Here is a 15,399-nt window from a genome sequence, read left to right as displayed (position 1 = left end):
GTCGCCCAACATCCCGCTGCTCTATGGGTTATGAAATAAGCAAGTTTCGATTGTTGGGTATTATTTTAAGAACTCTATAAAAAAGGCCGGACAGTAGTGCTAAAATATAAGATACTATTTTATCAACAACCTGATCCGCCTAATGCGGACGCCCTTACACGTTATGATTTTTATCGCGAAGGTTAGGAATCCTTTCTTGCCTTCTGTTTAGGGTAGCATGTTGTCAGGAATCCGCCGCGGCGGACTGACGACGCAGGAAAATCAAACGCCATTACGCAACTATTAGGCATAAATACGGAACTTCGCTTAGGCGGACAACATAAAAAAAGGGCTGTCAACCGACAGCCCATAATCATCTATAGTATGAAAAATATTCTGCTACCGACGATAATTGTCTCTTCTGGGTTTATTTTCGCGCGGACGAGCTTCATCAACTCTTAAAGTGCGGCCTTCAAAATCCTGACCGTTTAGAGCCTCTTTCGCTTTTTCTGCTTCATCGGCAGTAGACATTTCGACAAAGCCAAAGCCTTTGCCGTCGATGATGTTAACGCGCTTGATTTCGCCATAATTGGCAAATAACTCTTCCAATTGCTCGTTGGATACAGAATAACTCAGATTTCCAACATAAAGATTGCTGCTAGGCATTCCTACCTCATTTAATTTAACGTGATCTCTTTAGAATAATGCTTCCTATGAAGGTAGAAGCAAAACAGCAATTCATACCTACTAAAAAACGGAAAACATTTTCGCATGAGAGTAATAAAAAAAAACCGTTAAGAATGTTTATTAGGTTTACATACCTCCTATTAATATTGCCGCCAATTTCTGAAGCGTACTATTTCGCTTCTTTAAATATAAACACTCTTTAACACTTCTAATAATAACAGTCTTTAAATATTTTGTCAAGATAAATTTATCAAGGAATCCCCACCTTATTTTAAAGATAACTTGTTGATATTAACTAAAATATACCGATTGCAACGAAAACCTTAGGGAAAACCCTGAGATTTGTCGGGAGCGGAAGTCGGATTTAGAGCCGTAAATATAATTGGTTCAACTAAATACTATTATCTGCAGAAATATATATTACTTTCTGAAAAACTGAAATAAAAATCAATTAAAGTAATAAGCCTATATGCCCGATTTTTAATATATGATATGGTTTTTATAGATGTCGAAATTGCTCGGTAATGACAATACTATGTCTGAAAAATTGAGCGGATATAATACACTAATAAATGTGTTAACATTTGTATTCATTGTGAGATTATAATTATGATGAAATTCAAGCAATAGGGAAGGAATATAGATTATGAGTAAAGCTGACGATTTATATGAACAGGGTATAAAATACAATGAACTCGGCCTTCCTTTAGAGGCTGTGGATGCATTTAAGGAATCAATAGAGCATAATCCTGATGATGCCGATACTCATTATAAACTTGGAATGACTTACATAGATATTGAAATGTATAACGAAGCCTTGGATTCATTAAACGAATCTATTAGGCTTGATCCTGATCATGCTCATGCTTATTACAGCTTGGGAGTTCTGTTATCCACTGCGCTAAACAAGCCAAAGAAGGCAATAGAGCAATTCCTAAAAGCAATAGAGCTTGATCCTAAGTATGTCTACGCTCATTACAGCTTGGGGTCAACATACAATGTGCTTGGCAAGTTTAATGATGCAATTAAGCCTCTCAAGGAAGCTATTTACCTGAAGCCGAATCATGCTCTTGCTCATTTCGAATTAGGGTTTGCCTATGAAAATGTTGATCGCCTCAAAGATGCGGTGAAATCATATGAAACATCCTTACGCATTGAGCCTGAAAATTCCGCAGTACATTATGCCATGGGACTGATTTTTCTGAAAATGGGTGAGATAGAAGCCGCCCTGAAAGTATGCAAAAATCTTGAAAATCTGAATGCTGCTGATTTTAAACAAAAATTGCATTATTTAATCAAGCAGATGAAAATAGTTCATCGATAATTTTGTATTAATTAATTCCTGCATTACCAGATCATCATCCAATAACCAAAATATTTCATAAACAGAACCAATTTATTGCCGGCGGCGTCTGCCTTAATCAATAAAAATCCGAAGTAATACCTTATATACAGAAAACGCTGTTTTATCAGATGAAGCAGTGATTATTACAGGTCAACGTCCCCTAATATTAATCTCGCCGATGCCATCAATATTTATTTCCATTTTAGAAAGACCATTGCCAATTATACCTACCAGCCGGTTTTTATCAACTGCTAATGGTTTAATTGGAAAACCTTGAGTATGAATTTTGCCGCCCTCATCAACGGTCAGCATCAGTTTAGCGGAAATATCCGATGCAAGCATAACATCTATCGAGCTATAAGCATTATTAATCAAAAGCTGTGATTCATCGATGGTATCCAAAGAGATAATAATCGGAGCATATTTTGTTTCTATTTTATTCATACCGTGCGTTAAATGAATATTTTCGAGTTCAACAGAATCATAATTAGTTTCGCAAACAAGCTCGCCGGACACATTAACAGCCTTAATCAAGCCATAGCTCGTGCTTAATACTATACTTCCATCGCCTGCATCAATATCGCTAACCTTGATAAAATTCTGGCTGGTGTTAACCTCTATAGGACCTTTTATATTATTAAGAGTAATAGATCCGTGCGATGTCGTGAATAATCCGGGACTATCGGAAATATTAATGTTTTTCCCGGCAATGTTCGCATATCTGGTTTCAATCGAAACAGACCCTTCAATATTGGAAAGTTCGACCGGAGAATATGAAGCTTTCACAACTAAATCCCCCGCGGCATTATCGATTTTAATTTGGCCGTATTCATTGAATACTTCTACATCTGAAAATGGTCCAAACATCGCAACCGAACTATATGAGTTATGAGAATAAACTTTGAAATCTTCCGGGATAGTGATATTCAATTTGATGCCGGCGCTGTTGTCGGTTCCCTCCCAGGGTGCTTTCGTAGGAGCCAGAACCCGCAAACGAGGTTCATTTGCCTGACCGGTTTTATTATCAAGCTTGACTTCGATAAGGTCGATAAATCTTTTTTCCTGAGCTGAAGATTTAGCTTTTGCCCAAATTTGATAATCAACTAGTATTTTTTTTTCATAATGAGTTTTAATCTTAATATCGCAGCGCAGATTTTGTGGTGTTTTAATTATCAGGGCATCCATGTCCTCTTGTTCTAATATCATTGAGCCTGTATTCATAGTTGAATCATTAGCAAAAAGAGGAACATAGATAAAAATCAATATTGTTGTCAGTATTATTTTAGTTATCTTCATGCCAACCACCTTTGCTCTACATGATATACGTCAAATCAAGTTAGCGGTTGCAGATATTTTATTGATGCAGTTCTTTGTCATATATCATCCTCAATACTACACGGCCGACTTCGCCCAAGCTTTCAGGCGAGCATTTATCGGGCGTATCATGTATAGTATGCCACCATTTATAATCAATATCAATAATATCAACTGCCGGTATGCCAATTTCGAGAAAAGGAATATGATCATCATAAATTGATTTGCCAATATCCGGCAAAAAATGTTCGGCATTTTCTAATTCGGCGGCTTTCCAGATTCGAGAAACTAACCAGTTTGCATGTGTTTGGGAATAGTTTTCCTTATAAATATTCAATTCGGAATCGCCTATCATATCAATCAGGATTACATAATGAGGCAGATATCCGCCAATATTTTTAGCAAAGTATTTGCTTCCCAATAACCACTCGTCGGCTTTACCACTCTGGCCATAATCCTCGCCATCGAAAAATACTATATCAACTCCAAACGGCGGTGGATTATTTTTAAATACTTCAGCGATTACCATAAGAACAGCCACACCCGAAGCGCCGTCATTGGCACCCATTACCGGTTGGCTGTGCAAACTTGAGTCGGCTTCCTCATCAGCCCAAGGGCGGCTATCCCAATGAGCGCAAAGAAGTATGCGGTGCTTATCCTCAGGCTTAAAAGAAGCGATAATATTAGTCAGATAAAGCGTGTCAGTGCGCATTTGGTCATAATAAATAAAATCTTGTTTACGGCAGACATCTGCAGAAGCGGTCAACTTTAAATAAAGATAATCCTTACACCGATTATGAGCCTCGCTGTTTGGAACTCTGGAGCCGAATCCACACTGTTCCTGCAAATAACTATATGCTTTGTGCTGGTCAAATTCAGGGATATTGATATTGTCGCATCCTGATATGAATACCATCATTATAAGAAAACAAAAAAATCTTATTGCAGATACCTTTAAACATTTCATTATTAAATTCATGCCTCGCTTATTTTATTGGTTTCTATTAAAAAACTCAGAATATTATTGAGATTGTATCGTCAGAACCTTAACTCGGTCCATATCCCCATTTCCCTTACATGTCTTTTCCTCTGCTGTATTTTATCATCGGAGTCGACCCAGCGCGCATTCAAGCCGCCGGTTATTTTCGCCGAGAATCTGTACGAAACCCTTGGTTCTATTGAGGTCTCAACAGAATTTTGCTCAACATTCTTGGCATCCTCGAGAAAAAACCATGATTTATTATATCTTTTCATAAAATCTACAGAAAAAGACAGTTGGCTGTCAAATTTTACTTTTCCCAATAATGGGATTTTTAATCCTTTGGGGGCGGAGAGAGAATAGTTTAATGACGCCTTGAAAGTATTATCCTGGCTATAATCAATCCTTTGACTGCCGCCTTCTAATCGAAGGTTTTCTCTTTTACTATTGTTTTGATCATATCTGACGGTTGCCTTTATGCCTTTGCTTAAGTTCAGATTTAAGCCAATTATAGGTAGATACGATTGGCTTGATGATCTTTCTGTGAGTTCTCCGGTATCGGCATTGCCTGTTTCATCAATTTTTTTATTATATCCGGATTGAATGGATGCTGATTTTACTAATAATTTTAATAAAGGCAGTTTTTCTATGCTGCTTATGTTAGCATTTATGCCGGGAAAATCTACGGATTTAGTTTGTGTTGGCGTATTTGAAGCTCTATTGACCGAAACACGATACTTGTATGATGCTGAGATATCGAGTATTCTAAACGGTTTAACGCCTGATTTAAGCTGGTAATCTTCAGTAGTAATAGTTTGATCTGATAAGTTGTCGTTTGATCCCTGACTGTCAACTCCGGGATTATCGTCTAATCCCATAGTAAATTTCCATTTTGGTCTGTCGAGCAATCCGGAGCGGCTCAATTTTTTATCAAAAGCGAAACTGCCCTGAAAGGGTTTTATTGCATTGAATATATATAGTGATTTTTTAAGCGCAGTTAAAGGATTCGGCATCTTAAAACCTTCCTTGTCTTCCTCCTCCTCGCCGACTTCCTCTTCCTCGCTCTCGCTTTTATCAACATCGCCATTATCATCTATTTTGTTTGAATCTATATGCTCTTCATTTTTATCCGACTGGTTTTTGTCGTTGTTTTCAAATTTATTTCTGTTTTTACCGCTGCCGCCAGCACTGGAGCCAAGCAGTTTTCTAATGCCGAGGAATTGTATCAAATCAAGAGAAAGGTCGCCGCGGATATTTGAATTTACAGAGGCGAACCTTGTAGAATCGGCATTCTGCACTACGTCGGAATTCTCCGTATAATTGGCAGTATATTGCAGGCGCGGCTTCAATTGATTGGTGATTACCGGCGAGAATGATGATGAGAAATTCTGGCTATAGTTTCTTTCTATTCCGAGTTTTAAATCATCCGGATTAAATGAAAATTTCAATGTATTGGGATCAGATATGTCCCTTTTTGAAGAGATTGCGAAATCGGTTTGAAAGGCGCTGAAAAGTTTCATACCGTATGTTTGCTTAATAGTCAAATCACGGACATACGATGAAGTAGGTGTAGTTGAGTTTCTATGTGTTGAGTATGATTCAACGCTTTTAACATTCGAATCAAATTTTAGCACTGTGGGTAAAAAATACAGCTTGGTTTCCTGGAGGTTTTTGGGAAGGAATAGATATTTCGTCCAGAAAAATGGCTTAAAAAATGGTTTGCTCTTAGGAGACAGGTCATATGCTCCCGATGCTTCATAGCTGGTAGATCTTGAAACTGGCGTAGTCGGATTGAATCCGTATTTTTTATTGTAAACATAACGAGTATTCATTCGGTTCAGGGTAAGATTCCAGAGCCAGTTTTTAGTATTCCTGTTGAATCGCTGGGAGGTAGTAAATGACCAGGTTGTATTTTCGTTTTTTTCTCCATCCCGCAATTCTTCAGGCAGTATAATATCGGAACCCGATTTAAAACGAGGCAAGTCCTGAGTTTTTTGCCAGCTAACCGTTGCCGGCAGGGATAAGCCCCATGAAGGCGGGAAAAACTTATTAACATTAACTGTTCCCCTAACAGACTTACTGGTGTTTTGCGAACCGGCTGGTTTTTTCTGCGAGAGACGGGTAAAATCGGCGCCGGTGTAGCTGTAATTCGCCGTAATATCCGCTAAGTCTGCGAAGCTTATCTTGGCTGATGCTCTGCCGGCAAAATCTGATTCCCGACGAACATCGGTTAATAATAATTCATCGCACCAAGCCTCTCCTGAAACTGGACCTGTAAATACCTCAACGCTGTCTATGCCGCCGGAGTCTGATTCAATATAATAGTATTTACTGTATTCAACTCCCACTACGAACATTTTCACGCGCGATAACGAGGGATTGCCCCTGACTCGATAGTGTTTTTCCTGCCAGGTAGTGTCGGTATTGGCGATTGTGTCGCTTTTTTCATGCACATAGTTTTTAAATGCAGTTAATTCCGCAAAATCAAATTCAACGTAATTATCTTCATCCCAGCCGGGGCGCAGTCTAACCTTATATTCATAGAAATTTTTTGATGAATCGGAGCCGACTCGGAAATAGAAGTAAAGCGGAATAGTATCGGCAATATTAGAATCGCCATGAACAAACATTTTCATTTTATTATATAATGTGTAGTCTTCTGTGGTTAATAACGACCAGTAAGCGCCAACACTTTGACCCGGGCGCAAATCCTCAAACTTGAGCACCAGCGATTGTTCCTTTTCCTGGATACCGGTATCTTGCCTATATTCTCCGGTAACTCCCGGCGGCGATTCATATGAATTGGCATGTTCTTGGGAGTTTTTTACGGTTACCTCAAATTTGGGTTCACCCTTAATGCTGCCCGACTCACCCAATTCCAGCCACTTATTGCCAACAAGTTGGACAGAGGCAAGACTTAGTGTATAATGACTATTAAGCCCGGTTACCCATACTCTTATGAAACCTATATTATCAAAAGTGGGACTGCCAAAAACCTCAAAAGCTGATGAATCCTGAAAGGGTATTCTTAAAAGTTTCCAGCCAGTACTGGTTGTTTCAGCAATATACTCCGGATTGCTAAGGTTTATTTTATACTGATAATAAGAATTGGTTTCATCAAGGTAATCATTACCATTAATATCTTCCGTATCAAAGCGGTTTAATCTATCCGGATCATTGCGGTTGTTCTCGGTGCCGTTTATGCGCGAATAATCATTTTTATCTTCCTGCGGATCATAATTCCAGTTATCGCCAGCAGGGTCTAAACTATCGGGATGCGCTTCGTTTTGCTCTAACGAATCAGGCAAATTATCAAGTCCGGTATCTTCATCCGGTTCAAATACTCCGTTGCGAACATCATTACGTAATTTATCCTCGGTATCATAAATCCCATTGTCATTAATATCCTCAGTAACTTTGCCGGCATCAATGCAAAGCGTGGCATTGCCATTGTCGCTAACGTTATCATCAGGCTTATACCAGATTTCAATAAATTTCGTGTTGGACTGATTTGATAAACCGGCGTACATCGGTCTCATAATTCCTGCCCAGCCAATACTGGAATCGGGTGCACCTTCAGAGTAGCGGTCATTCGCTAAAAAATTGGGAAAATAATCCAAGACTAAAACATCATGTTTGTTTTCATGTTCCTGGAAATCCTCGCGGTCGGGCCAGATATCATTGATACGATATGGATCATAAGGATTATACCAGTACATCAAGCGCCGAGTGCTATCGCTCCATACTTCATATTGCTGACGGGAGCTATCGCCCCATACTTTGCTTTCCCATTTAATAGGAGGCGATGCTTTAGTCCATAAACCGCGCCGCATGATTAAATCGGTATATTCTTTAGCCCCCTCAAAATCATCGATATAGGCTTCGTTCTTTGTATTTGGGTTTGGGAAACTCTGGGCTACTTCTCCGGAAAATTCAATCATGGACGGCGCCTCAGTTTCGATCAAAGGCAAGGCGTCAATAGCAGAAGTAATAAAATTCGGATCGAAATGGAAAATGAAATTCGAATCCCATATTAAAGCCTGCGTTGGTTCTCGTCCAACCCTGGGGCGATAATCCCGGATGGACTCTTTGCGATACATAGCGGCTAAGGATACTGATGATTTATCGTTGATATTATATTTAGCCGCCATCCCAAACAGCGATTTGCTTTCGGGCATAAAAAACGGCGAGTATTCAAAATCGACTGATATTTGGGAGGCTAAATTCTGCGCCCGTTCGGAAATAAATGTAATCTGCCCTATTTCATAAATAATATTATAATCTTCGCCTTTTTTGAGTTTTGTTCCATCGCTAAGTTTGACCACCTCTGAATTTTCAATGATATTAGTTCTTCCCAAAGAAAAAGTGTTGTCGAGTTTTGAAGATTTAACATGAATATAGTATTCTTTATACTGGCTCTTATTAGTAGATTCTGTATAGATTAAACCGACTGTATCATCTAATACGGTATTGTCGGCAAAAGGCAGCCAGCCTCTGTTATAAGTAGATCCAAGCGGATTATTAAATATCAAGTGTCCCCAGTAGGCGTCAATATTAAACTGGTTAAAATCGAATAAGCCATCCGGGGGCGGATTGCCGGTTGAATTGTTATACTCATCAAAGCCAAATAAATGAATATACCTTTCGCCGTTCTGTTCAAACTCGTCAATTTCTATTTGGCCATCGCCCTTATAAATCTGAAGCTCAAAACCCTCAGAGGTAAGATCTCTGCTGCCAAGACTGTAAACTCTTTTCCATTCAAGATCCCAGGTTGTAAAAGCAGGTCCTGTGGATTCAGGTTCCCTGATTAGTTTTAAAACTAACGAATCGCCGACAGTTTTTCCGACATGATGAATTACTCCAAGGCTGTCAATATATCTAAATGAAGCGGCCAGCAGGGGGGCTGTATTATCAAGCGGTGTATGAAGCCTGATGGCTCCGATAGAATAGAAAACATCGTATTCGGTTTCATCGATTATTTGAAAATAGCCCCGCTCAAATTCACCTCTATTTTCTTCTGCAGATGTAATTTCCTCGATCGTATAATATTTATTCTGGTCATCTGAAATATTGTTGTCAATTCGAGGTTGAACGCAGGCTGTGCCCGATCCTTCCGGTCCTTGCCCTCGCTTGAAGAGCATAACGTTTATCAGGGAATCGCCTACCGGTATTCCCATGTCAAAATATACATTTTTTAAATATTCATAGTCCCAGATATTTTTTTCCGATGATTGAGCGCCCGCTTCAAACTGAGCCTTCTCATTAGAGCCTTTTTCCTGGGAGGTTATCATAGTAAGTTCGAGATTTCCCAATTGCGCAGTCGCTTTAATGCCGAACAAACCCTGGACATTTTCCGAGTAGCCGATGAATTGAGCATTAGGTAATGATAGATTAGTATTGCCAGCTTCGATTGTCTGAATTATTTCATCCTCTTCGCCTTGGTAGCGAAGCTTTAATGTATTCGTTAAATCGACATCCCGGTTTGAGTCCTGGTCGACCTCGATATGAATTTTTGAGCCGATATCGCCTCTGATTTTAAACCTTGAGGTTTGTTCCATGTGAAGAGAGGGAAATTTTGATTGTTTAAAAGTTCCGGTATTGACAACATCATCTTCCCATTCAGACCGTCCCGAAAATTCGATGCGCCGCGAACCGGTAACTGTTATGCGAGGTCCTCCCTCGCCGATAATTTTCTTCACCGGTTCGGGCAGTTTTACCGGGATGGGTATGACAAACCCCTCGCTTTTTTTGCCTTGCCCTTTAGTGCCGGCAAAATGAGCCATCTCATAAATCCAGGTGTCTATAAACTTCTTATTATATGAATAGGCGGTGTAATTTTCGAAACTCACTGCTAAAGGGTAATAAAGTTTGAATGTCCCGGCATATAAGGTTATCGAAACATAATTATTATCGGCGGGGATTTCTATAGACCATCTGCGCTTAGTATTGTTAAATTTAAAAAGGTGAACTTCCGATTTGGAGATAGAAAAACCTTCCGGAATTTCAGGCAATTTCAGGGGAGCAACTATCCGTGATGTATAATTAAAGCTGCTCTCCAAATCGTTAACAGCGGAAAACGTAGTATTCCATCCGGATAATATAAAGATAATTTGAATCACTACCGCCATCAGGCGGGTCGACTTAACATTCATTCTGGGCAATTAACTCCAGTAATATTCATCTAATCAATAGCTATTTTTCCCTAAGGCATCTCCTTTATTTAATGGTTATAAAATCAGTAACTCATATTCGAGTTTAATGTTAAATTTATTATAAACTTTTTCCCGCATTAGCGCCGCAAGTTTGCATACATCGGCGGCTTTTGCTCCGCCTCTGTTAATGATAATGTTGCAGTGCTTCTCGTAAACCTCCGCTCCGCCGATTTTCATTCCTTTTGCTCCAGCCTTCTCAAGCAGTTTTCCGGCAGGCAACAGCTTTGGCTGTTTTATATTTTTAAAAACCGAGCCGGCGCATCCTTCCTCAATGGGATGCTTTAATAGCCGTAAGCGGCGATGTTTATTTATCTTATCGGCAATATCAAGCTTTTGCCCAGAACTAAGTTTAAAGCTGGCTGACAGAATCAACTCCTGTTTATTTTTAAGCCGGCTGTGTCTATAAGCGAATTCAAAATAATCGCTGTCGACAACTTTAACGCCATCCTCATTGCTATAAACGATTGCTGATTTCATTATATCAGCTATACAATCGCCAAAAGCACCGGCATTGCCATAAATTGCGCCGCCTACATTGCCCGGAATTCCTGCGGCAAATTCAAAACCGGTAAGTGAATGCTCAACTGCGATATCAACCAGTTTATCGAGAACTACGCCTGATTGAGCTGATATTACATCCTTCTCCACGATATAGTCGCAACACTCATCTTTAATCACCAAGCCATCGTAACCCTCATCGGGGAAAAGAACATTAGAACCGCCGCCAAGTATAAAGCAATTGATACCACCGGCAGCTGCGGCATTATATGCCGCCACCAACTTGCTTGGGCTGTTGGATTTAAAGAAATACTTTGCCGGTCCGCCAATCCCAAAAGTAGTATATGAAGCAAGCCTTTCAAGCTTTAAAACTTCATCGCTTAGTTTATCTTGTAAAAGAGCAAACTCGCCCGCCTTTATATTTAAAATAATGCAATACCTCCGAAAATCAAGCCTTTTAATTTGTATACTTGTATATTCTCAATAATGTTCATAAAACATACCCTTAGAAATCGATTATGTTATTAGGTCAGGCGGGCGTATCCTCTTTAGGCGGACGCACCTACGGGTTAAACGGAGGGCGCATGCAATTCGCCACTACGCGCTGCGTTTTCCACATTCGATACAATTATTCGGGATACTATTTATTATCGTTTTTTTCGCTGTCCTTATTAGCTGTATCTTCATCCTGTTTCTTTTCGTCGGAATCAGGTGTTTTTATTTCCTCCACATAGTTCATTCTCAATTCTGTAAGTACTTGCTGAAGTATTTTCGCTTCCTGGTCGGTGAGGTTGCCTTTTGTTTTTTCCTCAATCATCCCCAGAATATCTATTGAGTATTTAGCCATTTCAAGATTTCGTTCTACCTTGCCGGTCATTTGGTTGGCAATTTTACCCATCTGCTGCCAGGCGGCACCATGAAAGCTTAAAACAAGCTGAGCGAATTGCGGCGAAACATTTTCCTGTTCGGTATTATTGACCATTTTTTTACCTCATTTGCTGTTTTTATCTATTATTTTTGATGCCAGAGATAGCTTATGTCTGATATCCATCATATCCGCTTCGAGTTGTTTTAATAAGCGCGTCAAATCAAATTCTTTAGATTCTTTCACTAAAGAATTAAAGATATCTCCTAATTCAGCGGTTAATTTTTCAGCCCTGATGATATTTTTTTTCATACCTCCTCCATATCAGGCGATTTTTGAATATTTAATCTTTTTTTCAAATTTCCTGATAAGCGCCTCGCGTAATAGACGATTTTTTGGCTTCATCAACATCTCGTCATTAGATAATAATTCAAAAGCGCTCTTTCTGGCAAGCAATAACATTTCCGTATCAAATAAACTGGCAACTTTAAGCTCTGGCAGTCCGTGCTGACGGGTACCCATTATTTCACCCGGCCCGCGTATACTCATATCAGCCTCGGCGATTTTGAAGCCATCGTTTGTCGAACACAATATTTTAATTCTTTCTTCTGCCTCTTTTGAGAGATTTGTATCGCTCAATAAAAAACAATATGACTGCCGATGACCTCTGCCTATTCGCCCGCGGAGCTGGTGAAGCTGGGATAAACCGAACCTTTCGGCATGCTCAATAACCATGATGTTGGCATTAGCAACATCAAGACCAACCTCGATAACGGTAGTGGCAATTATAATATCAATAGCGCCATCCTTAAAATCCATCATTATTTTATTTTTAGCCTTACCTTTCATACGCCCGTGAAGCAGGGCAAGTTTCAAATCGGGGAATATATCGCGGCTTAACATTTCATAACTTTCGCGGGCCGCCTTAAGGTCTAATTTTTCTGATTCCTCGACCAGAGGATATAATATATAAGCCTGCTGTCCTGATTTTATTTTATTGCGAATAAATTTATACATCCCCTCTCTTTTTTCATACGGCACAAAAGCAGTCTTGATAGGCTTGCGTCCGGCAGGCATTTGATTAATTACCGAAACATCAAGATCGCCGTAAACAGTCATAGCCAGTGTGCGGGGAATCGGTGTAGCTGTCATCACCAGCGTATCTGGAGCCAACCCCTTTTTTTGAAGCATACCGCGTTGAGCAACGCCAAACTTATGCTGTTCATCAATAACAATCAAACCCAGATTTTTGAACTTTACTTTTCCCTGAATCAAAGCGTGTGTTCCTATGATTACATCAGCCTTACCATTGGTAATTTTCTTTAATGCGGTTTGTTTTCTTTCCTCGGGCATCGAGCCGGTAATAACTATAGCTTCAATGCCAAAATCATCAAGCATGCCGGATAATGTATGGCCATGCTGTTCAGCTAAGATTTCAGTAGGCGCCATCAAAGCGGCTTGATAACCTGCCTCAACGGCTCCCAGCATTGTCAGTATGGCAACAATAGTTTTGCCCGAGCCGACATCGCCCTGAAGCAAGCGGTTCATCGGATGCGGTTTTTCCATATCGTTGTATATTTCTTTCAAGACCTTTTTCTGCGCTCTCGTTAATTCAAAATCAAGAGCATCCAGCAGCTTTCTGCCAAGCTTTTTCGGCGGCGGGAAAGATATGCCCGGTTCACGGGCAGTTCTTTTATTGTGACGGGCGGCCAGCAGAAGCTCAATATAAAACAATTCCTCGAAAGCCAGACGTCTTATACCTTGCTCGGCGGCTTTGACAGAATCAGGGAAGTGTGTCTGAGAAATTGCCCCGGCAAGATTTAAAAGCCCGTATTTCATGCGCAAGTTTTCAGGAAGGGTTTCACAGCGGACTTTTTTAAGCTGCTCAAGGGCGTTTTTAATTACTTTCCTTAAACCCCGTGAATGAAGCTTCACCTGTTTCAAGGAAGCTGTTTCCGGATAAACCGGAATTATCCTTTGCGTATGAATAAGCTTATCATCATCGCCGGAGACAATATCAAACTCGGGATGCGATATTTGGAAGCCATTATAAAAACCAACCTTGCCGGTAACAGATAAAACATCACCGGCAGTAATCATACTTTCGAGATACTTATAGCCGGAAAACCAGACTAATTCGAGATTTGCCGTTTTATCCTGAATATAAACAATAAAACGCCGCCGCCGGCCATGTGTAAAACCGGATGATACAACTTGGCCAATCACCGAGGCAGTTTCACCGATTTTAAGTTTGCTGATAGGTTTGATGTCTCTATAATCGAGATATTTTCTGGGTATATAAAAGAAAAGGTCAAGCGTTGAGTTTATTTTCATGTCTTTCAATACCTTAGCTTTGGCGGGGCCGATTCCCTTAAGGTATTTAACATCCGAGAATAAAAAATCGAGAGCTTTTTTTTGAGAATCTGATATGAAGTTATCCTGATACATATCATAATGATAACGGCTAACAAAATGGCTGTCAAGCTAAACCTGAATAAGTAAGCTTTCTCATATTTTTCAGAACTTTATAGATCGACTCTAACTTGCCGAAGGCTAGGAAAACCCCGACACCTTTCATGCGTCGCCAGTCCGCCGCGGCGGATTTCCCGACGACATCGGCACTCTTATAAAGGAAGGCAGGAAGGGGTTCCTGCCTTCGCGAAAATGGGGTTCCTGCCTTCGCGAAAAAAGTCCACTCTCGAGAGGGGATTTAGGGGTGTGTTTCCTCTGGCTGCCAAGCACCGCTTGGCAGCCAGAGAATGGTATCGATTCATAGCTCAGTAGATACCGTCTTTCAAGTCAAGCCTACTTGAAGCTTGACCTATTTAACTGGTGGGTCAAGTCCCAAGTGAACTTGACCTGCTGTTTTCACGATAACAAAGACCAGATGGCAGCGAAATATTATAAAATCGCAACTTGTTAACTATACTTAAAATATTACTTGCGCATTAAAAAATAATATATATATTCAACCCCGATTGCCGAAATGGCATACAGGAGGAATAATGGCACAAGTTTGTGAAATATGCGGTAAGAGACCCGGCATTGGCCATAATGTGAGTCATGCTCACAACTTATCAATAAGGCGCTGGAAACCAAATCTGCAAAAAGTTCGGGCAAAAGTAAATGGCCGTCCCAAAAGGATTAAGGTCTGCACGAAATGCCTTAAAGCCGGCAAAGTTATTAAATAGAATTAGAATAGGTTTGCCAGCCGATAGCTTTTTATAAAACTGATTTTAATGAAATCCTCAACATTAACGTTGGGGATTTTTTGTTCACATCAGGATATCCGCCTTGGGCGGACATTTTGAGGGATGAAATATAGCATTGGTTAGGCAAAAGTACCCAATATTTACTTTACTGCTATAACATAGTTATTCGATATTTAAAATGAATTCTGTTATACAAGCAATTTCCGACTCCTGCCCTACTGCTAACGAAGGATATTATTAGTAGCTTATAAACCCAGTTTTTGCATTAGAAACAGAAAATCAGGTTGATATTTTCATATAAAACAAAG

At 39.9% G+C, this 15,399-nt stretch carries 10 protein-coding genes; 2 read left to right on the top strand and 8 right to left on the bottom strand.

Annotation, left to right across the window (positions count from 1 at the left end; translation table 11 throughout):
- Positions 1-378 precede the first annotated feature (378 nt).
- A complete protein-coding gene (locus J7K40_15565; protein ID MCD6163814.1) occupies positions 379-645 on the bottom strand; it encodes an RNA-binding protein in 267 nt (88 codons plus the stop codon).
- 667 nt (positions 646-1,312) lie between these two features.
- On the opposite strand from J7K40_15565, the gene J7K40_15560 reads away from it, so the two are divergent.
- Positions 1,313-1,990, top strand: coding sequence for a tetratricopeptide repeat protein (locus J7K40_15560; GenBank protein MCD6163813.1), 678 nt, complete (start codon positions 1,313-1,315; stop codon positions 1,988-1,990).
- A 171-nt stretch (positions 1,991-2,161) separates the two neighbouring features.
- Here J7K40_15560 and J7K40_15555 read toward each other — a convergent pair whose 3' ends face one another.
- The 7 genes from J7K40_15555 to recG form a co-directional block, all read right to left on the bottom strand.
- Positions 2,162-3,307, bottom strand: coding sequence for a hypothetical protein (locus tag J7K40_15555; protein ID MCD6163812.1), 1,146 nt, complete (start codon positions 3,305-3,307; stop codon positions 2,162-2,164).
- Between the two features lie 58 nt (positions 3,308-3,365).
- The gene (locus J7K40_15550; protein ID MCD6163811.1) at positions 3,366-4,244 is read right to left on the bottom strand and encodes a M28 family peptidase; all 879 of its coding nucleotides are present in this window, start codon (positions 4,242-4,244) and stop codon (positions 3,366-3,368) included.
- Between the two features lie 119 nt (positions 4,245-4,363).
- Positions 4,364-10,456, bottom strand: coding sequence for a cell surface protein SprA (sprA, locus tag J7K40_15545; protein MCD6163810.1), 6,093 nt, complete (start codon positions 10,454-10,456; stop codon positions 4,364-4,366).
- A gap of 75 nt (positions 10,457-10,531) precedes the next feature.
- Positions 10,532-11,482 carry a UDP-N-acetylmuramate dehydrogenase gene (murB, locus tag J7K40_15540; GenBank protein ID MCD6163809.1) on the bottom strand — a complete coding sequence of 317 codons (951 nt, stop codon included), beginning with the start codon at positions 11,480-11,482 and terminating at the stop codon, positions 10,532-10,534.
- 172 nt (positions 11,483-11,654) lie between these two features.
- Positions 11,655-11,996: a DUF1844 domain-containing protein gene (locus tag J7K40_15535; GenBank protein MCD6163808.1), complete on the bottom strand. Its 342-nt coding sequence runs from the start codon at positions 11,994-11,996 to the stop codon at positions 11,655-11,657.
- Between the two features lie 9 nt (positions 11,997-12,005).
- Complete coding sequence (locus J7K40_15530) at positions 12,006-12,191, bottom strand: hypothetical protein (protein MCD6163807.1); 186 nt, start codon at positions 12,189-12,191, stop codon at positions 12,006-12,008.
- A 12-nt stretch (positions 12,192-12,203) separates the two neighbouring features.
- Positions 12,204-14,327 carry an ATP-dependent DNA helicase RecG gene (gene recG / locus J7K40_15525; protein ID MCD6163806.1) on the bottom strand — a complete coding sequence of 708 codons (2,124 nt, stop codon included), beginning with the start codon at positions 14,325-14,327 and terminating at the stop codon, positions 12,204-12,206.
- Between the two features lie 557 nt (positions 14,328-14,884).
- Between recG and J7K40_15520 the strand changes: the two genes are divergently transcribed.
- Positions 14,885-15,070: a 50S ribosomal protein L28 gene (locus J7K40_15520; protein ID MCD6163805.1), complete on the top strand. Its 186-nt coding sequence runs from the start codon at positions 14,885-14,887 to the stop codon at positions 15,068-15,070.
- Positions 15,071-15,399 lie beyond the last annotated feature (329 nt).

It is taken from the genome of Candidatus Zixiibacteriota bacterium, from assembly GCA_021159005.1.
In the GTDB taxonomy this organism is placed as follows: domain Bacteria; phylum Zixibacteria; class MSB-5A5; order UBA10806; family 4484-95; genus JAGGSN01.
Note: the sequence above shows the minus strand (reverse complement) of the source record. Positions and strands in the feature narration are given on the sequence as shown.